This window comes from Vibrio sp. A1-1, from assembly GCF_021728175.1.
Classification (GTDB): domain Bacteria; phylum Pseudomonadota; class Gammaproteobacteria; order Enterobacterales; family Vibrionaceae; genus Vibrio; species Vibrio diabolicus.
This window is the reverse complement of record NZ_JAKKCL010000005.1, coordinates 64,628-85,213: the sequence shown is the minus strand read 5'-3', so window position 1 is coordinate 85,213 and position 20,586 is coordinate 64,628. Positions and strand designations below refer to the sequence as shown.

Below are 20,586 nucleotides of genomic sequence, written 5' to 3'. Positions count from 1 at the left end.
ATCGGGTGCCGTTTTTAAATACACGAAGGTTTGGTTTTGTATGGCATCTCCTCGTTTTCTTGTTGGTATTGACCTTGGCACCACAAACACTGTGGTGGCCTACTGTGAAATAACCGACAACCTTGAACAATCCGAAGTATCCCTATTTGACATTGACCAACTGATTGGTCCGGGCGAAGTCGTTCGTAAACCACTTCTGCCCTCTTTCCGCTATCATCCAGCTGTAGGTCAAATCTCCCCTTCTGACCTCACTCTTCCTTGGGACAACGAACCTGTTGCCGGCGACATTAACAATGTAATCGTTGGTGAATGGGCTCGCGAATTAGGCGCGAAAGTAGAAGGCCGTCAGGTATCCAGCGCGAAAAGCTGGCTCTCACATCAAGCGGTTGATCGTAACTCAGACATTCTTCCTTGGGCTGGTGCGCAAGACGTGGATAAAGTCTCGCCAGTTATTGCCAGCGCAAGTTACCTCAATCACATTCGTCAAGCATGGAACTACCGACATCCTAGTAACAAGCTAGAAGACCAAGATGTGGTTGTGACCGTTCCAGCATCGTTCGATGAAACCGCTCGTAAGCTCACGCTTGAAGCCGCAGAGTTGGCAGGTTTAAAGAAAATCGTCCTGCTCGAAGAGCCACAAGCCGTATGTTACGACTGGTACGCACGCCATCAGAAAACCGCAGCTGATGAGCTCAAAGAGTTACCGCTGATTCTGGTGTGCGATGTGGGCGGTGGTACCACCGACTTAAGCTTGATTGAAGCAAGTTTCTCTTCTCAAGATGAGCTAGCCCTTGATCGTATTGGCGTTGGCGAACACTTGATGCTGGGTGGTGATAACCTCGACTTAGCATTAGCACACCTTGCAGAAAGCCGCTTCAATCAAAGTAAGAAGCTCACTGCAGCAAGCCTAACAAAGCTAATTCAGCAAACACGTAAAGCGAAAGAGAACCTGCTTTCAGCGAGCGCACCTGACGAAGTGAAGATCACCATGTTAGGTAGCGGCTCTAAGCTACTTGGGGGCACAAAGAGTATTGCTCTAAGCAAACAAGAAGTGCACCAAATCGCATTAGATGGCTTCTTCCCGCTTTCTGATTTCAGTGACGTACCAGACAAACGTCGTAGCGCGGTTGTCGAGTTTGGCCTTCCATACGTTGCTGACCCAGCGGTGAGCAAGCACGTTGCCGAGTTCTTAACTCAGCACCAGCAAGTCGCTCGTGCCGCTCTTGGCATTGAAGACGATAAACAAAACGCGATTCCAGTTGGCGTGTTGTTGAACGGAGGCGTGTTTAACAGTGATCTGGTGACTGAACGTGTCACCGCCCTACTTTCTGACTGGCGCGGCGCACCAGTTACGGTATTAGATAACCCACATCCAGATTGGTCTGTTGCATTAGGTGCTGTAGCATTTGGTAAAGCGCGTCGTGGCGCACAACTGAAAATTGGTGGTGGTGCAGCGCGTTCTTACTTCTTGCATCTTCAAGAAAAAAACAAAATGGGTAAAGCCCTCTGTTTACTTGCAAAAGGAACAGAAGAAGGCCATGAGATCCGTTTAAGCGGTCGTCGTTTCTCGCTCACTCTTGGAGAGCCAGTCCGCTTTAACCTGCTGACTTCTACCCACGATACCTTAACCAATAACACCGCCATTCAAAATGGCGTGATGGTTGATGTTGACCCAGACTTGTTTGCTCCGCTACCGCCTTACATCACGACACTTGAAGGTGAAGGCGCAGAGTTACAAGCTAACCAGAAAGAGCGTGTAGAAGTGCAACTGGCGTGTCAGTTGACTGAAGTTGGCACTCTTAAGATGGAGTGTGTCAGTGCAGAAGACGACAACAAACGTTGGGAGCTGGAATTCGAAGTTCGTAACAAGCAAACCGACGACAGTGAACAAGTTAAACTTCACCCTAAGTTGAACGAATGTAAGGAGCTGATCGCTCGCCTTTACAGCGGTAACAAGAAAAGCGCAGAAGGCAAAGAGATCAAAACCTTAGCCAAAGACCTTGAGAAGAAGCTCGGCAAACGTGACGAATGGGACTTCACCACACTCCGTCAACTTTTCGATACTTTTGCACAAGGTCGTAAGCGTCGCCGTCGTTCTGAACAGCACGAGAAAAACTGGCTTCGTTTGGCTGGCTTTGCACTGCGTCCGGGCTTTGGCGATCCAACAGACTCTTGGCGTATTGAGCAAGTTTGGGGACTGTATCAACAAAATATTCAGTTCAAAAACCATCAAGGCTGGACAGACTGGTGGGTATTCTGGCGACGTATCGCGGGCGGTCTAAGCCAAGAACAACAAGAAACCATTTTGGCAGACATCGCAAAATATCTGCATCCCGGCGCGATGAAAAACCCACAATCCGCCAAAGCGGCACAAGACATGGGTTACGAATCCATGGTGCGTCTTTCAGCCTCGCTAGAGCATCTAGAAGTGGAAGATAAAGTTCTATTAGCAACGTGGTTCTTGAGTAAAGCGATCAACCAAAACCAGTTTGAACAAGCGCACTGGTGGGCGATGGGACGTTTGGCTTCTCGCACACCACTTTATGGCAGCCAGCACAACGTCATTCCTCGTGAACAAGCAGAACAGTGGTTGCCTAAGTTGTTAGAGCAGAACTGGCAGAAAGAGCCAATGATCGCTTTCGCAGCCGTAATGATTTGTCGTAAGACGGGGGACCGCCTGTTTGATATTTCTGACGACTACCGTGAGCAGGTCTTGGTTAAGTTGAAGCAAAGCAAGGTGCCTGAATCTTGGGTATCACTGGTTGAAGAAGTGAAAGAGCTCTCAGAAAGTGAGTCAAAACGTGTCTTCGGTGATGCTTTACCAAGCGGTTTAACGCTGGTTCATCATTAAATCCACTCTACACAAGAACACGAGTTAGACGTACAAAGCTCTTCCGACGAAGGGCTTTGTTGTATCGCATTCTTTTGGTTTTTATCGTGTACAACGCGCTAATTCATTTCTGTCGTAATCACTACATCGCGCGTTTCGTTATCCATATCGCTAATACCGACCACCGACACTTCTCTGTCCGATAGAGTTTCAATTAAGCTGTCTTCTAATCCGCCATCAGCCAGCCAAGTATAAAATTTATCCGCGATACGCTCCGAACCTTCCCCGACAAACGTTAATGTGACCTTCTTCATTTGTGACACTCCATCAATTTACGATTCAGCCACTTAAGCGTAGTATGTTTCGCAAATATCGACATAAACTAGGACTAACTTCTTTTATGAGTATCGAAAAATTTGACGCGATTTATCAACGTGCTGCTAAGCGAAAAGGCGGAAAAGATCAGCTTGAAGCGCTATTGTCTCACCCATTAAGTAAAGAGGAATTAGCAGCGATTCCCGATGACCGTTGGCTCGCCGCTTTTTCGATGAAGGTGTTCCAAAGTGGGATATCGTGGAGCGTGGTTCGCAACAAGTGGCCGAACTTCGAAGAAGTGTTCTTCGGATTTAAGATTGAGCCGTTGTTGATGCTGTCAGACGAGCAATGGGAAACCAAAGCGACCGACAAACGCATCATTCGCCACCTCACTAAAGTCATGTCGATTCCGGCCAACGCTCGCATGATCCATGAAGCAAGAATCGAATATGGCTCGTTCAGTAACATGATTGCTGAATGGCCTCGGGAAAAGATCACGGAACTATGGGGCTACTTGAAGAAGCATGGTAGTCGTTTGGGTGGAAATACAGGCCCTTACACTTTACGCCAAATGGGCGTGGACACTTTTATTCTGTCTAACGATGTCGAAGCTTATTTACGCAACTGCAAGATCATTGAAGGCGGCAAAGACACGAAAAAGTCCTTGGACTCTGCTAATAAAGCCTTTATTCAGTGGCAGCAAGAAAGTGGAAGAAGCTTGACCGAAATCAGTCAAATTATCGCGTTTAGTACTGGTGACAACCGAATTTAAACAAGCACTTTGTAGCTCTGGGGGCGAAATTCCGGCCCCCCTATAACGCATGATATTTGCGCGAATCACTCTACTTTAGCTCTTACTGATATTACTACTTTCTCGATTCCTCCAAAAAATCCCTCCTTAAAGTGGCAAAATCCCCATTCAAATCACAAAAAGTTATCATATCGACAAATTATTTTTCTTGTTCAATATTTTTATTTATCAAATATTTAATTACAAGTGCCCAGTTTTTAGGCACTAAATATTGATGACGCTCAATTGCATTGCGCTGACAAACTGACTAGGATACACGCCCTTCCTGAGTGAACTATCAGAAACTTGATCGAGGAATTTATTCAAATTTCTCAACACTTCGTGAGCACTCACAACAATTGCACTCACTTTATAGATTTAAGGATCAACAGATCCGTTAATACAAATTCGACAGCGCAATAGAGTGCTGACTAGAACAACCATGACGCGATGTCACATGAGTGACTATTTTCGTGGTTTTGTGCTGGAAGTTATTTATTACATCAAGGCTGGTTAAAAGGATGAGCCCCTTGAACGCATTTACTGGAGGACAAGAAATGCCAAAAGGTCTAATGCTGACTGACTTAGCCATCGCTGGCTTACTATTAATTGCAGCAAAAGTAATTCGTGTACATATGCCTTTACTACAACGCATGTACATTCCATCTGCTGTATTGGCTGGGTTATTTGGTCTTATTTTTGGCCCAGCTCTGCTTAACGTATTACCTTGGACAGATACCTTTACCGCAAACGCAAGCCTCTTAACTGCTGCACTTTTTTCTGCGTTGGGTTTAGCAACAGATGTCCCGTCACCAAAAGTGGTTGCTCAACGAGCAGGCTCATTGTGGGCGTTTAACCAAATTGCATCCGTGTCGCAATGGCTGTTTGCAGCAATGTTTGGTTTAGTACTTACCACCTTCTTTTGGCCTGACATTAATCCTGGGTTTGGCGTAACCATGTCCGCGGGATTCATGGGCGGTCATGGTTCAGCATCTGTAGTCGGTGAAATCTTCACAGGCCTTGGCTGGGAAGATGGTTTTACACTTGGTTTAACGTTCGCCACGGTTGGGATCTTTATTTCAATCTCTGTGGGCATGTTAATGCTTCAGTTTGCGTTGAAAATGGGCTGGATTCGTAGCTTTACGACATTCGACAGCATGGACGAACACGAACGCAAAGGCTTAGTGAAGCCTGACGATCAAGAACCTGTGATGAAAGATACGATGTCATCATTGTCAGTCGATTCTTTCGCGATTCACGCGGCGCTGGTTGTAGTGGTAACGGCTTTCTCTTATGTAGCAGCCAACTACTTATCTTCTTTCCACGATAAGGTACAAATTCCGACTTTCGTTACTGGCTTTCTAGGCGGTATGTTAGTTCGAATCATCGCTAAGCAAACCAAGGCATCTCATTACCTATGTGACGGCGCATTCAAACACGCAGCGGGTATTAGTACGGATTACCTGATCATCTTTGGTATTTCAGCTATTAAGATCACGGTTCTAGCACAGTATTTAATGCCAATGGTAGTGCTCGCAATTGGTGGTATCGCGTTCACGCTATGGCTTATCTTTTGGGTTGCACCTCGCATCATGGGAGATGACTGGTTTGAGAAAGGCATTTTCTCTTGGGGATGGTTAACAGGTACAGTCGCTATGGGTATCGCGTTATTACGCATTGTCGACCCCAAAATGCGCAGTAAAGTGTTAGACGACTATGCTATCGCTTATGTTCCAGGCTCAATTACGGACATTTTCATCATCTCGCTTATGCCAATCGCAATGTATAACGACATGCACTGGCAAGCGTTAGGTGTTGGTCTAACCTATATTGCCGTTGTCTTATTCATTTGGCGATTTGTATTTAAGCGCAGCGGTCAAGCCGTCGCAAACGAGTCTTAATTGATCATTTCGGGAGGTATTTTATCCTCCCGAATTTAACTCTCTCCCCTTATTCGATAGCCGCCTCCCACCAGCATGCAACAAATAAGCAACTTGTTTTATATTTAAGATCTGCAAGCTTGGTCACTCCTTCCCATCCTTTTTTAATACTTGACCTGCGCATTTTTATATCAAAATAGCCGCCAAACTATTCATGACTCATGGAGAAAAGGCAGTGCATCGCTCTCAAGGATTTACCCTCATTGAACTCATTGTGTGCATCATTATCCTTGGTGTCGTTAGTGTTATTGCCCTTCCTAAATTTCTTGGTCTGCAAAAAGATGCTCGAGTGGCGGTTCTATATGGCGCGAGGGAAGCGCTCATGACTGCAAACAACTTTGTGTACACCAAAGCCGTTATTCAATCTCAAGAGACGGTAGATGGCGACAAACAATATAACATTGATCTAGATAATGACGGCAATAACGACCTAATTGGTTACTTTGGATTCATTAAGAATGTCATTCCCGCAAAAGAGCTGGCAGGTTTCGACCCTCAACTCACTATCAATACTTGGTACGGGGTAGACAGCCCGGACGAACCCTATTTCCTTATCGGCTTTGCAAACAAACCTGTTGGTCCAGACCATATGTGTTATGTCGAAGTTTACTACCCAGAAACTCCAGGAGGCCAAGTCAGCTACAAAATACAAACTGACGACTGCTAGTTCCCCTAGTGAGTGAAAGTAACAGTTGCACTTTTGGTGCTTTCATCGCTTTTAGCAGAATACTGGCCCCAAAACCCATTATTAACAACTATTTCACATAATGTTGTTTCATAGTTAGCTTGCAGCGAGAAAACAAGTAATTCGCGACCGCACACGCCCGTAATCGAAACAATCTATCGTTTTTCCGACCGCCAATAATTTGTGCTTGTAAACTCATCATTTCGCTCAATAATAGTTCTATAACAAATTCAATAATTTAAAGCGGGAGGCGTGATGAGAATATTCTGGCAGTTACGTTGGTATTTCCAACAAAAGTGGAAGCATTATGTCGGATCGATTTTGCTTTTCGCTGTGATATCAACTCTACAACTTGTTCCTCCTAAAGCGGTCGGAATCATCGTTGATGGGGTCGTAGATAACACGTTAGATACAAATACGCTGATTCTGTGGCTCTTGGGACTCACTGCACTGATCTTTGCCATTTATGGATGCCGTATCTTATGGCGAATTTGGCTTTTCGGCGCAAGCTGGGAACTCGGAACCATTCTACGTAATCGTCTCTATAGGCACTTATCGACACAACCACCCCGATTTTTCGAACGTTATAAGACCGGTGATCTGATGGCGCGTGGTACTAATGATGTACGTAACATCGTAATGACAGCCGGCGAAGGGGTTTTAACGGCAGCCGATTCCTTGATCACGGGTATTGCAGTTTTAATCATCATGGTAACGCAAGTTAGCTGGAAGCTCACCGTTATGGCACTTCTTCCAATGCCGTTTCTTGCAATCATCATCTTTTTTATTGTCCGTATACTGCATCAACGTTTCCGCATTGCTCAGGAAGCCTTTTCTACCATGTCAGACATGACGCAAGAGTCACTTAACGGCGTGCGAATGTTGCGAGCTTTTGGGTTAGAGAATCAAGAACAACAGCGTTTTGACGATGTAGTCGATGATACCGGTCAGAAAAATATCGCCGTCGCTAGAGTCGACGCGAGATTTGATCCAGCTATCCAACTCACCATCGGCCTCTCTTTCCTTCTCAGTGTCGCTGCCGGTGCTTACCTTGTCGATAAGGGAGAGATCACGCTTGGTGATCTAACAGCCTTTACGATGTATTTAGGGTTGATGATATGGCCTATGCTGGCCTTCGCTTTCTTATTTAATATTTTAGAGCGAGGCTCCGCAGCATGGAATCGCCTACAAGAGATCTTTGATGAAACACCAGAGATTGTCAGTGGAAATAAACCATTAGAAGATAAACCACTGCCATTAAAAATTGATATCGATGCTTTCCACTGGTCCAGTGATTTACCACCAGCTCTAGCCGAAATAAAAATCGAGCTCAAGCCCGGTAAAATGTTGGGAGTAGCTGGCCCTGTCGGAAGCGGAAAATCAACCCTGCTAACGCTGCTTTTGCGTCAGCACGACCTAACAAACGGTTCAATTACATTCGGGGATGTTGAGATTAAAGATGCCCTACTTCCTCAGTGGCGCAACCGCTTTGCCGTGGTTAATCAAAGCCCGTTTCTATTTTCAAAATCTATCTTTGACAATATTGCCTTAGGCAACCCTAACGCGGGAAAGGAAGAAGTCTACAGAGCAGCAAAGTTAGCCTGTATACATGACGATATTGAGAAGTTTCCTGAAGGCTACCAAACAGAAGTCGGTGAAAAAGGCATTACACTCTCCGGCGGGCAAAAACAACGTATTGCGATAGCACGCGCTATGCTGTTGAATGCCCAAGTGTTGGTTTTGGACGATGCACTTTCCGCTGTTGATGGACGGACCGAACATCAAATCCTTAAGAATTTGGAAACGCACTACCGTGATCAAGCCCTAATCGTTATTGCGCACCGCCTCACCGCATTGGAAGCAGCAGACGAGATCATTGTATTGAATCACGGACACATTACTGAACGTGGGCAACATAGCGCTTTATTAGCGCATAAAGGCTGGTACGCCGAAATGTTCGAGTATCAAAAACTAGAACAGGCGATGGAGGAATAATGAATGAAGCAGACCAGTACGTTTAAACGGTTAATGTCTTACCCATTATCTCAACCAAAGCCAATGATTAAAGGACTCGCCTTGCTGTTTATTGCAGCGTTAGCCAGCGCCGGCGGCCCTTGGTTAATTCAATATTTCATTGATGAGCACATCGCTAAAGGTGACTATTCACAAAATATTCTGATTTCGCTAGCAGTAGGTTATATCGCTCTTCAGATCGTATCGGCAACATTCCAGTATTTTCAGTCATTGCAATTTAGCATTGTCGCGGCTAACACGATCAAAGCGATTCGTAAGCAAGTATTTTCTGGCGTGATTAAGCAGCCGTTATCTGCGTTTGATTACACTCCTGCTGGAAAATTGGTATCGCGAATCACCAACGATACGGAATCTCTACAGCAATTTTATGAGCTCTTGATCGCGACCGTGGTGAAAAACGTGGTCATGATTGTGGTGATGCTTGGCGTTATGTTTTTCATGAGCTGGAAACTCACACTTGTTGTGCTTGTATTGCTACCGATCGTCATCGGCTTTATGTACTTGTTTAAGCAGCTAAGTACAGAAAGCTACCGAAAGATGCGTGACCTATTGACTGATATAAATGCGAATCTGAGTGAATCCATTCAAGGGATGAGTGTCATTCAATTAATGCAACAAGAAGAGCGTTTTAATAAACAGTTCAACGAGCTAACCGCAGAGCATTTGGTGGCATCTAAACGAGTGATTCGGCTAAACGGCTATCTGCTAAGACCATTGATGGACTTGCTCGCTGGCCTCGCGTTACTTTGCTTGGTTGCGATCTTTGGCTTTAACGGTATTGAGTTGATTGGTGTGGGGGTACTGTATGCGTTTATCAGTTATCTTGCGCGCGTTACTGAGCCATTAATTGAAATTACTCAGCAGCTTGCTCTACTTCAGCAAGCGTTAGTATCAAGCGAACGTGTGTTTGAATTGATTGATGCGAAAGAACAAACTTATGGGGACGACCATCAGCCATTAAGGTCAGGTGCTATCGAACTTAAAGACCTCACATTTAGCTACGATGGTAAACAGGACGTCCTAAAAGACATTTCGTTGAGGGCCAACCACCAAAACTTTATTGCGCTTGTCGGGCATACAGGAAGCGGTAAAAGCACATTAGCGTCACTGTTAATGGGCTTTTATCCAACGCAATATGGTGAACTGCTCATAGATGGTCGTCCACTTAAAACATTAGGGAAAGACGTACTTCGCAAAGATGTGGCAATGGTTCAACAAGATCCACATATTCTCCCTGCTTCAGTCAGAGAAAACATCTCTCTTAGTCGAGCGGTTGACGATACTCAAATATGGGATGCGTTAGACAAGGTAGGTTTGGCAGAGCAAATTCACCGTTATCCCAATGGGCTAGACACGCAGTTAGGTCGAGGTGAAACCAATCTATCTGCTGGACAAAAACAGCTCTTAGCGTTAGCGCGTGTGCTTGTGGTAAAACCTAAAATATTGATACTAGATGAAGCAACGGCCAATATTGACTCAGGAACAGAAGCTTTAATACAAAAGAGTTTGGCGGTACTCAGACAAGACATGACACTAGTCGTTATCGCTCATCGACTTTCAACTATTTTGGATGCGGACCAAATCATTGTTCTTCATCATGGGGAATTAGTAGAGAAAGGCACACACAAAGCACTGTTAAAACAAAATGGTCGTTATGCCCAAATGTATCAGTTACAGCAAGCAAACCGACATTTACAGCAGATTGAAGAAGAAACCAAGCAACTCGAAGAAGCGGTGTGATTTTTATACCCATGCCTTCTTTTTATTTGGTAGGCATGGGCATAATCGGCCCAACTTCAAAAGTTAGCCTGATTAGCTTCCAATTTCTTCATAATGTGAACTAATTTTCTATTTCTTACCTATTATTGACATAACCCCTCGCTATATCACGCAAGGTCGTTGTAAAATCGTACGGTACTTCAGTCTGGTGCCCTTTGCACTAGACTGTTTTTCACTTTCTAATAATGCATATTAATCTCATGACACAAGTCCATGGACAAAGATAAGTTTACTAACATCTATCGCTTGCCTGGTTCGATTCAAATTCGTATCGGTAAATGGCAAAAAACGTTCCGCGGCACCTCTGATTTAGTTTTACATCAGGCGCTAATGGAGCGTAATAAGCAATTTAAGAAGCCAGACTTTTTACCTAAAGGCTGGTGCGTCACTCCTATTGACGAAAAAGATATTACTGTCACGCACCACGGTAAATATATCCAAACCGTCATGCGCACAATGTTGGACAGAAAGGTCTCGTACAAGCGATTATTCCTATCTCGAATGAGTGCGGAAGAAGGTGAAAAAGTGCTCCACAATTACAAACTGGAGTGGGTAAGGAAACATAACCAGATCGCCAAAAAGTACAATCAAATTAAGAAGAAACAGTACATGAACTTTGCAAGAGAAGAAGAGGAAACCCTCTACCCTTCGATTCCAAAGGGTGAGTTTGACAAAACGTTATGGAACAAGCTCGTCGTATCATCGTTTGGTCCGCAGAAAAAGTACAAAAACCCACACTTTGTCCGCAAAGCCGATTTCTAAATAAACACCCCTACACTAGGGGTGTTTATTTATCCGTTAAATCACCAATCGTAAGTTAAACTGGCAATAATATTTTGTCGATCGCCATACCAACAAAAACCATCACATGTCGCTATGTACTCTTTATCAGTGATATTTTTGGCTGCGACTTGTAGCTTGTAATCTCCAATGCGATAGCTGACCGTCGCATCCATTAAAAAGTAACTTGGTACTTTTAGTCTCTCTTCATTATCTCCGTATGACTCACCTGTATAGCGCGCACCTAAGCCAACAGCAAAGCCATCAAGAGGTCCATCAAAGAAACGATAATGTGCCCAAGCTGATGATACGGTATTCGCGACTTGAGAAGGTGTTTTGCCAACCCATGTCTTATTGACGTCTTCTTTTATCTCTGCATCAACATAGGCTATGTTTCCGATTAATGTTAAAGAAGGTGTCACATTGGCTACAGCTTCAAACTCAACGCCGTTATTTTCTATTTTTCCTATTTGCGTCAATTCACTCAAGTAGATACGAGCCAAGTTTTCTTTTGTTGCCCGATACGTTGCGATATTGAAATAGCCATCGAATGAATCCGGTTGGTATTTTACACCGATTTCAAATTGATCACCGCTTTCCGGCTTCGCTGGCATACCATTGCTGTCTTCTTGAATAATTGGATCAAAGTACTGAGAGTAACTAAAATATGGCGTGAAGCCAGAATCAGAAATATAAGCCGTTCCCACGCTAAACGTCCACTCTCCATTATCGACTTTCGTGCGAGCACCCGTGGTAACATTATGTACTTCGTTACTTGTATCGTCGTAACGAGCACCCAATAACATTGTCCATTTATCGTTAATCAGCATATGATCTTGAAAATAGACACCGAGCTGTCGGTTCTCAACTTTCGTTCTTTGCTTATCGGTTTCGCTCAATGGCTGTAGCGTATTCGGATCGAGTAACGTTATATTATCCGAATAAGTGGGATTAAATACATTAAACCTAGGGTCAGGCAAAGCTCCCATTGGTGTGTTTAAGAGCGCACTACCATCAGCAACGATAGGATCATTCGCAAAGTCCTTACCATCGATACTGATCATTTGAAAATCTAAACCCAACATCAAGTTATGCTCAACGCTTCCCCAATTTACTTGGTGCATCAAACGATTATCAATATTAAAAGCATCGGATGATCCATCTTCTGTTGAAGCGCCCCGAAGTATGGTCTTGCGTTCATTTGATGGATCTAAAATCGGCCCCAACCCAGGTACATCAGCCGAGTAAACGTACGAATACATTTGTCTCAACTTAACATCCATTTCACTGTAACGAGCAGCTTGAACAAACGAAGTGGTATCATTAAACGCATGAGAAAACTCATAGCCTAAAGACACCTGCTCACGCTCAAACGTCTCCCAGTTGGGATTGCCTATCGCTAAACTATCACTGATCTTTCCATTTTTGTTTGGCGTTAACGTTCCTTCAACTGGCAAAAATTGCAGATAAGGATCTGAGTCGTCTTTTTGATAGCTCGTTAGAAAGGTAATTTCAGACGTCTCATTAAATTTGTACGTCATTGATGGAGAGAGAAGAATGCGCTCTGCTTCTACCCCACTAATTCTCGTCCCATTTTTTCTCGCTAACCCTTGAAAGCGGAAAGCTAACTGCTCACTCACCTCAGAGTTTACGTCAAGAGAAAGTTGTTTACGGTCTTCAGAACCGTACTCCAAAGATACAAGCCCTGAGCCTCCATCAAATTGAGGTCGCTTACTGACGACATTGATAACCCCACCAGGAGGGTTTTGCCCATAAAGAACAGACGCTGCACCACGTAACACTTCAACCCTTTCTAACGCAAACGGATCTATTTGCCAACTATAGAAACCAGAAGAATATAAACGGGTACCATCTTGATACAGCCCGCTGTTCGCCTGTTTAAAACCACGAATAATAAACCAATCTTGCTTGTTATCTTCGCCGAAATAATTAGTTTGAATACTTGGTGTGTACTGTAGCGCGTCAGAAATGCTAATAGAGGCACGATCATCCATTTGTTCTCGCGTAACAACAGATACCGCTCTTGGGGTTTCATTGATGGCAATATCAGTTTTCGTCGCTGCCCGACTCTTCGCTCCAAGATAACTAAAATCAGGACCAACTGCACTGTCTTGCTGCTGTCCAATCACAACTATATTTTCATCTTCCTGAGCCAAGACATTTGGCGTTGATAACGCTAATACAACCGCCATTGACGTTGGTGTCAGCATAAACTGCCGAGTCATATTATTCTCCTTTTTTGTCGGCAGCCAAACCAACCCTTCATGACTTCAGCGATCGCTGAAAGAAAAGCGAGTTACGGCATCGCCAGTTGTTTCCATAAAAGACAAACCAGAGGTTTTGCATAAAGCACTCGCATAGGTTGCGAATGCCACTGCGAGTGCTTGTTTGTATAATTACTTTCTTGGTTGAGGCGTAGCTCGTATCTACAAACGACGTAATCCCCACATCAGATACAAACCGCCAATGAGAGACGCCATAAGCCCTGTTGGTACTTCTTGCGGGTAAAGAACTTGTCGTCCCAACCAATCGGCCAACAACATCACGCCGGAACCCAATATCGCGGCGCATAACATGTGTTGTGACGCTTTGTTAAAGCCAAATAAGCGAGCTAAATGCGGAGCCAGTAACCCAACAAAGCTAATAGGACCAACAACCAATGTCGCACTGACCGTGAGACAAGCAACTAAAAGCAGCAGTATCGAGCGTGAACGATCAACGCGAATCCCAAGTGCTTTAGAGGAAGCGGCGCCAACAGGAAGAATATCTAGCCATCTTACGCAGAGAAAACTCAACCCTATAAAAACAAGCGCAGATAAAGACAATGGGAGTAACGTTTCAACCGAAACATAGTAGGTAGACCCAGACAACCAAGCCAATGCTTGATAACTTCTTGGGTCACCAGTGGCTAGAATAAAGCTCTGTATTGCATTCATCAGTGCGGTAATAGCAATACCAGTCAACAAAATGCGCTCCGGCTGAAAACCTGATTTACGGTTTAGCAGCACAATGACCAATACCGTCGCTAATGCACCTACAAGCCCGCCTAAAGAAAGAGTGAAAATTGACGAACCTAACCCAGTAAACATCGCGATGATCAATCCCATCGCTGTCCCTGAACTGATGCCGATCACTTCTGGACTGGCCATTGGGTTTCCACTTAGGCGTTGAATCATGGTGCCAGCAATCGCTAACATTGCCCCCGCAATTGCTGCTGAAAATAATCTAGGTGCGCGCCATTCCAAAAAAATCCAATTTTGGCTAGCAAACAAGTTTGTCCACCCTTCATTTTGCACAGCAACCGTGGCAAAAAGAACAACGGAAATTAATGTGCCGATCAACGCCAATGAGATCGCTTTAGGGTTTAGCTTGTAAACATGTTGACGATGTCGAGTTAACACCGTTTGAGTATGACCCTGCGTCTTTTGTGATAAGCGAGGTAGCAGCCATAACAGTAGCGGAGCGCCCAGTGCAGCGGTTGCTGCTCCCGTTGGTATAAAACTCGCCATTAGCCCTGGCAGTTGCTGAATAACCAAATCGGTTAAAGTCAATAACATGGCACCAATCAGCATCGATACCCAAAGCTTATGCTGGATTTTATTGATACCTATCAATCGAGTAATCGCTGGCGCTGCTAATCCGATGAAACCGATGATTCCTACTGCAGAAACGACCCAAGAAGTGATTAACACCGCAAGCCCAAGACAGACAAAGCGCAGTTTGGCTAGCGAGACACCTAAACTCTTGGCACCTTGCTCGGAGAGTTCTAACAGACTTAACGGCTTTGCAAACACAAATGCGATAACCGTAGCAAGTGCGATTCGAGGTGCAAGATACGAGAAATCACCCCATCCGCTCTGAACAAGCGAGCCCGCTCCCCATATCATTAATCCATTCAGCTTTTCGGTATTCATCATCAGAATAACCGTACTTAATGATGCAAAGTACAGGTTTATCACTAACCCAGAAACGACGACGACCGTTGGAGATAACGCTCGTCGCCATGACAACAGCATCACCAACCCCATCGATGTCACACCGCCGATGAGAGCAACCAAATTAGGTGCTATATCCAACATCCAAGGGGCAAATAGCGTAGCTAACATCAAAGCAAAACTTGAACCGCTCGCCACACCTAATGTTGTTGGCGAAGCAAGAGGATTGCGCAGAACTTGTTGCATTAATACCCCAGCAACCGCTAATCCGGCACCAGAAATAATCGTGGTGAAGACTCGAGGCCACCAGCTAAAGTGAAGTAAGACGGAATCGATAGATTGAAAGTTAGGTTTCCATAAACTGCTAAGAGCCAGTGAGAATGAACTTGCTTGATACAATTGGAAAGCACCAATAGAAAAGGTAAATGCCGAAAGTAACACCACAAGGCTTAAAGGCATGGCTTTCATTGTTCTAACTCCTCGACCTTACTCGCCGTAACTAACTCCGCGAACCGAAGCGCTGAAGGCATAGAACCAAAACTCCAAACAGGCGCGACTTGCATGACCTTCTCACCAGACTGTTGAACAACGTATTGCCAAAACGGATCTTGAGAGAGCTGCTTTTCGCCACCGTGAGGCAATGGCTCAACGATAACAATTTGGGCTCTTATACCTGCTAACTTATCGATGCCGACTAAGCTGAAGCCCCAGCTATTTGTCTCTTCGTTCCACGCATTACTCAGCCCAATCTTTTCGATAGCCTGAGAGTAAAGACTATTCTGACCAAAAACACGAACGTGCTTCGTATCCATAAACTGAATCATTAAAAGCGGCGGCTGGTCTTTGTTTATGCGCTGTTTTAATAAAGAGAAACGTTCTTCATATTGTTGTATAAGTGCCTCAACTTCCGCTTCTCTTCCTAGCTCTTCACCAAACCTCCGAGTGAAACGAGTAAGTACCGACCAATCTGTAATCCCGCTTTCATATAAGTCAATCGTGGTAACGGGGGCAATATCGACTAAGCGATGCTTCATTGAGGAGAAATACGGGGCAATAAAAATACGGTCAGGTCTGAGCTCGTAAATACGCTCTATATTGGGTTGAGTTCTTAACCCTACATCCTTAGTTTGAGGTGGTAACGGTGGGGATTTTACCCAAGCATCGTAATCTTGCCCTTGAGCGACGCCTACGGGCACAACCCCTAACGCCAACATCGTTTCAGTTTGTGTCCAATCAACCGACATCACCCGAGGTGACGCCTCAGCTACTGCTTGAAAGGAACTGACCAAAAGCGCACTAAGTGAGAGAGCGAAAGAGAAATGCTTAAGTCGAGTGTTTGTACTGCTCATTATTCAACCTCTAGCTTGGCATCGCCACCGGATAACCCGCAGGGTGGTCAGAGATCTTCATCTCTATCCCGTATATGTCCCTTAGCTTAGGTTCAGTAAACACCTGTTCAACATTGCCTTGTGCAATCAAATCACCTTGATGTAATGCAACGATATGATCGCAAAAGCGCGCCGCTAAGTTGATGTCGTGCAATACGATAATAACGCCCAAGCCCAACTCTTTACTGAGTTTAGAGATGAGCTTCAACATATCGACTTGATGGCTAATATCTAACGCAGACAAAGGCTCATCAAGAAGCAAATACTCGGTTTTTTGCGCTAATAGCATGGCTAGCCACACTCGTTGGCGCTCCCCTCCAGATAGCGTATCAACTAAGCGATCTGCGTATTTTAGTGTTCCTGTCATCGCCATTGATTCTTCAACAATGTCATGATCTTTCTTGCTCAAACGACCAAGTAAACCATGCCATGGGTAACGACCAAAACCGACTAAATCTCGACCTAAAATACTGTCGGTCACCGGAAGATGCTGAGGCAAGTAGGCAATGTGTTGGGCGAATTTTTTCGCTGAGAGATCGTTAATGCTCGTTCCATGCAGAACCACGTCACCAGCGGTGTATGGCTGTTGCTGTGCCAGCAACTTCAACAATGTGGATTTTCCTGAACCATTGTGCCCAACAAGAGCGTATGTTTTCCCAGGTTCAAATGTCACATCAAACGCTTTTAGCAATGACTTGCCTTCAATCTCAAACTGGAGTGCTTTAGCTTCCAACATCCCTACTTCACCTAATAGCCATTCACAAATGAAAGCTAATCAATCGCTTTCATTCGTTCATCACGTTTGCCGTTCTTATTCAACAGAACGATTAATAAGGGAGGTTTTATATAACAACAAAGATACAAATGCAAACCGTTGTCATTATCATTACATCAACAAGATCATTGAGAGAATTACTAAGCGTTAATGATTATTTGTTGCGGATGACTTCATTAGTGGATTGTCGCAGGTCAACGAGAGCAGCGGTCTACCACTGCCCTCGCATAAATTTGAATGAATACTGCGGCGCATGAAGAAATGAGAAATGCCGCAGTGAATAAATTAATGACGAGCGTCAGCGCCAAACTCTACTTCTTTATAGATATCGGCCAGCGACTTTTTACCTTGTTTGTCTTTGGCTGAACGCTTTTTCTTCGTTTGATAATGGTATTCTTGCTCCTGAAGTGCTTGTTCGTGCTCTTTTGCTGACTCAACAAACTCAGGATTTGCAAGTGCTTGTTGGCGTAAGCGGTTTACTCTTTCAAGGGTTTCCCACAACATACTTCACCTCCAAACCTATTACTGTATATAAAAACAGTATTGTTTAAATATTCCTCCTCGTCAACATTTCAACTTCGTTACTGCTCTTCACATTAACCCCAAGCCTGTATAGTGCTCCGGATATTTGTGGATGATTTGCTTTATATAACCTTGATGCTCTCGCAGAGCATTAACACATTCTCGAGATAACCATCCCTGATATACCCATTTTTCAAGTTCTAACAATGCGTATGGGATGGACCACGCTTGTCTGTACGGATGGTGCGTCGTCATAAAATCAAAGGCATTCGCGACAGCCGTAATTTGCGCGGCGATTGGTATATCGCCACTGGTTAAACCATACGGATAACCAGTACCATTTAAGTTTTCGTATTGATAAGTAACCATCTGCAAAAACAAAGTCACACTCGGGTGAACCGGATTTCCGATACGAGCCACTATGTCATCGGCCGAGTCGATGCAACGCTCAATATGTTGAATCAATATCGCCTCTTGTTCTTGAGTATAATTTGTTCGGCGACTAGCAATTTCAACTGGCAGCTGAATATCACTGAGCGCATGGAATTGAGCAAAAATACCAATATCTTCGACCATTTCATCATTCAGGTGATAACGATCCGCTAACTGCGTTGCGATGACTTGGCTGTAGTACTTCATTCGTTTGGTATGCGCGTAAAACTCAGGGGAGTAGCCTGGCATCATACATTGCATTCGGTTCGCCAACGTTTCTATCGCGCTAACGACGTGGTCTTCTGATTCAACCGCAAATTGAATCATTTCGAAATAAGGTTTGAGACTATTCAACGCTTCTAAGCTAAACGCATTGGGCTGAGTGGAATTTAAAAACACAAAGCCTGTAAATGCTTTATTGTCGTAACAAGGAATCGCAACCGACGACTGGTATCCGTGTTTGAGTAAGGTTTGAACCCGAGGACAGTGATTAATATAGTGAAGGTCTTCGACGATCCGAGGAATCGCGTTTTTGGAGGCAATATTGAGGTGGTGGAGTTTACGGAATGCTGACTCATGGTGGGCTAAACACCAAGTGTCGAACTCACTTTCTGCAAATGATTTGAGCACATCTTGGTCTGGGTGATATTTAGCAAATGACACCCTATCAATACACGGCAAGTGCGCCTGCATCCTGCCCTTTAGCGTTTGCAGTTGCTCATTAAGCGGTTTTGCAAACGGGTAAAAACTCCGGTGCGCCATACTTCACCTCCACACCCAAGCAGAGAAACAAGAGAAGCTCATTGTGTTGTAAATTCAATGGTATTTTGAGCGGTTTTCTCCACTTAAATTATCGATATACCACAACTTAAGTGTACGAAATAAAAGCACATTTCTACCAATTCTTTCACCGAATATCTTACGGTAATTTGATCCAGATTAAAAAAGCCAACGAGCGCAACTCGTTGGCTTAACAATACTGATTGATTACGATGGATTCAGTAACTAGAGGTTATTCAGAGAACGTTCTAAACAACTAGCCCAGAGCAGGAAGCACACCCAGCGTAATTAACAGCTGAGCTAATACGATACCTGTGCCAGCGATACCCGTTATCACTAATGCGCCTTGGCCACCAGCTACTCGGTACTCTCCTGTAAAATCATCCGATTTACGAACCTTGATCACCATAACCAGAGGTAAAAAGATGGCTAAAATCGCTAATGCAATCGCTGCATAACCCAAAGCCATAATAAAGCCTTGAGGGTAAAAAAGTGCGAAGCCCAGCGGTGGGGTAAATGTCACGAGTGCCGCAACCAAGCGATTAGGCTTATCGTTGCTCCCTTTGATGGTATCACCCAAAAATTCGAATAGACCCAAACTCACACCAAGAAATGACGTTAACAGTGCCAAATCAGCAAATACACCGACAATGTTGCCTAAGTTTGATTGGTGCACCGTCTGCGATAGTTGACCAATAAGGGCGCTCAACCCGCCGTTTTCAATAAGCGTACTTTGGCTAACCACACCCAATGTCACGATCTGCCAAAAGATGTAAATCACGAGCGGGATCGTCGAGCCAATAATAACGGCTTTGCGCAAAGAAGAAGTATCGCCATCTAAGTAATTCACAATTGCCGGAATACTTCCGTGGAAACCAAATGAAGTAAAGATAACAGGAATCGCCGCTACAATAAGACCTTGCTCAATCGGCATACTCAATAAGTAAGATTCCGTAACGTTTGGAGCAAGAAAAGAAAGCACAGCAACCATCGCAACAAGTTTCATCGCGAACAACACTCGGTTAACTTTATCGACCGTACCTGTACCCACTGTCACAACTAAAGTCACAATCAAGGTAAAGATTATCGTTGATGTAGGCCCTGAAATATCAAGGTCAAACCATTGTGCAAGGCGGTCTCCGAACTGAGCACCACCGCCAGCGATGTACGCTGCACACAATGAGTAGAACAGAAACAACATCGCAAAACTTGCCACCCACTTGCCTTTTTGGCCCAGGATCTGTTTCGCTAAAGTATGAAGAGTTGCACTACTTTCTGCATGCTGATGAAGCTCAAGCATGAGTAAGGCAGTGAAAGCCATCAGAGCCCATAAACTGAGCATGATGATGATTGAAGTTGAAAAACCAATGCCGGCAGAGGCAAGTGGAAGGGCTAGCATGCCAGCACCTATTGTAGTGCCCGCAATAATTAGCGTACTACCGAATACTTTAGAACGACTCATTGTATATTTATCTTTACACTTTATTAGGAATTATCGGTATTAGATCGGGCAACGGCGTACCGAAACCAATACCATATTTGTAATGCTGTCGATATTGTAGGATCTTAAGCAGAAGATC

15 protein-coding genes are annotated in these 20,586 nt (G+C 44.5%); 7 read left to right on the top strand and 8 right to left on the bottom strand.

The window, feature by feature from the left end; all coding sequences use genetic code 11:
* Positions 1 to 40: 40 nt before the first annotated feature.
* Positions 41 to 2,851: an Hsp70 family protein gene (locus tag L3V30_RS09920; RefSeq protein ID WP_237308836.1), complete on the top strand. Its 2,811-nt coding sequence runs from the start codon at positions 41 to 43 to the stop codon at positions 2,849 to 2,851.
* A 98-nt stretch (positions 2,852 to 2,949) separates the two neighbouring features.
* Here the strand turns inward: L3V30_RS09920 and L3V30_RS09915 are convergent, their stop codons facing one another.
* The gene (locus tag L3V30_RS09915; RefSeq protein ID WP_005394200.1) at positions 2,950 to 3,144 is read right to left on the bottom strand and encodes a hypothetical protein; all 195 of its coding nucleotides are present in this window, start codon (positions 3,142 to 3,144) and stop codon (positions 2,950 to 2,952) included.
* An 86-nt stretch (positions 3,145 to 3,230) separates the two neighbouring features.
* On the opposite strand from L3V30_RS09915, the gene L3V30_RS09910 reads away from it, so the two are divergent.
* The 6 genes from L3V30_RS09910 (at position 3,231) to L3V30_RS09885 (ending at position 11,135) form a co-directional block, all read left to right on the top strand.
* A complete protein-coding gene (locus L3V30_RS09910) occupies positions 3,231 to 3,917 on the top strand; it encodes a DNA-3-methyladenine glycosylase I (RefSeq protein ID WP_065646753.1) in 687 nt (228 codons plus the stop codon).
* A 575-nt stretch (positions 3,918 to 4,492) separates the two neighbouring features.
* On the top strand, positions 4,493 to 5,836 hold the full coding sequence (locus L3V30_RS09905) for a sodium:glutamate symporter (RefSeq protein ID WP_237308879.1): 1,344 nt from the start codon (positions 4,493 to 4,495) through the stop codon (positions 5,834 to 5,836).
* A gap of 214 nt (positions 5,837 to 6,050) precedes the next feature.
* Entirely contained in the window at positions 6,051 to 6,542 is a 492-nt protein-coding gene (locus tag L3V30_RS09900) for a type II secretion system protein (RefSeq protein WP_101911898.1), read from the top strand.
* 273 nt (positions 6,543 to 6,815) lie between these two features.
* Complete coding sequence (locus tag L3V30_RS09895) at positions 6,816 to 8,555, top strand: ABC transporter transmembrane domain-containing protein (protein WP_237308835.1); 1,740 nt, start codon at positions 6,816 to 6,818, stop codon at positions 8,553 to 8,555.
* 3 nt (positions 8,556 to 8,558) lie between these two features.
* Positions 8,559 to 10,334, top strand: a complete 1,776-nt coding sequence (locus tag L3V30_RS09890; RefSeq protein ID WP_237308834.1) for an ABC transporter transmembrane domain-containing protein — start codon at positions 8,559 to 8,561, stop codon at positions 10,332 to 10,334.
* A 252-nt stretch (positions 10,335 to 10,586) separates the two neighbouring features.
* Positions 10,587 to 11,135 carry a hypothetical protein gene (locus tag L3V30_RS09885; protein ID WP_005394187.1) on the top strand — a complete coding sequence of 183 codons (549 nt, stop codon included), beginning with the start codon at positions 10,587 to 10,589 and terminating at the stop codon, positions 11,133 to 11,135.
* Between the two features lie 41 nt (positions 11,136 to 11,176).
* Here L3V30_RS09885 and L3V30_RS09880 read toward each other — a convergent pair whose 3' ends face one another.
* From L3V30_RS09880 to L3V30_RS09850, 7 genes are all read right to left on the bottom strand, one after another.
* Positions 11,177 to 13,399: a TonB-dependent siderophore receptor gene (locus tag L3V30_RS09880; protein ID WP_237308833.1), complete on the bottom strand. Its 2,223-nt coding sequence runs from the start codon at positions 13,397 to 13,399 to the stop codon at positions 11,177 to 11,179.
* Positions 13,400 to 13,600: 201 nt separating this feature from the next.
* Positions 13,601 to 15,577 carry a Fe(3+)-hydroxamate ABC transporter permease FhuB gene (fhuB, locus tag L3V30_RS09875; RefSeq protein WP_237308832.1) on the bottom strand — a complete coding sequence of 659 codons (1,977 nt, stop codon included), beginning with the start codon at positions 15,575 to 15,577 and terminating at the stop codon, positions 13,601 to 13,603.
* Positions 15,574 to 16,458 carry an ABC transporter substrate-binding protein gene (locus tag L3V30_RS09870; protein ID WP_237308831.1) on the bottom strand — a complete coding sequence of 295 codons (885 nt, stop codon included), beginning with the start codon at positions 16,456 to 16,458 and terminating at the stop codon, positions 15,574 to 15,576. The genes fhuB and L3V30_RS09870 overlap by 4 nt, the downstream gene beginning before the upstream one ends.
* A gap of 10 nt (positions 16,459 to 16,468) precedes the next feature.
* Positions 16,469 to 17,233: an ABC transporter ATP-binding protein gene (locus L3V30_RS09865; protein WP_005394180.1), complete on the bottom strand. Its 765-nt coding sequence runs from the start codon at positions 17,231 to 17,233 to the stop codon at positions 16,469 to 16,471.
* A 324-nt stretch (positions 17,234 to 17,557) separates the two neighbouring features.
* Positions 17,558 to 17,776, bottom strand: a complete 219-nt coding sequence (locus L3V30_RS09860; RefSeq protein WP_005377723.1) for a hypothetical protein — start codon at positions 17,774 to 17,776, stop codon at positions 17,558 to 17,560.
* An 87-nt stretch (positions 17,777 to 17,863) separates the two neighbouring features.
* Positions 17,864 to 18,988 carry an HD domain-containing phosphohydrolase gene (locus tag L3V30_RS09855; RefSeq protein WP_237308830.1) on the bottom strand — a complete coding sequence of 375 codons (1,125 nt, stop codon included), beginning with the start codon at positions 18,986 to 18,988 and terminating at the stop codon, positions 17,864 to 17,866.
* Between the two features lie 274 nt (positions 18,989 to 19,262).
* Positions 19,263 to 20,468 (bottom strand): aromatic amino acid transport family protein, encoded by a 1,206-nt coding sequence (locus L3V30_RS09850; protein ID WP_065646762.1) that lies wholly within the window; start codon positions 20,466 to 20,468, stop codon positions 19,263 to 19,265.
* Between the last annotated feature and the right edge of the window lie 118 nt (positions 20,469 to 20,586).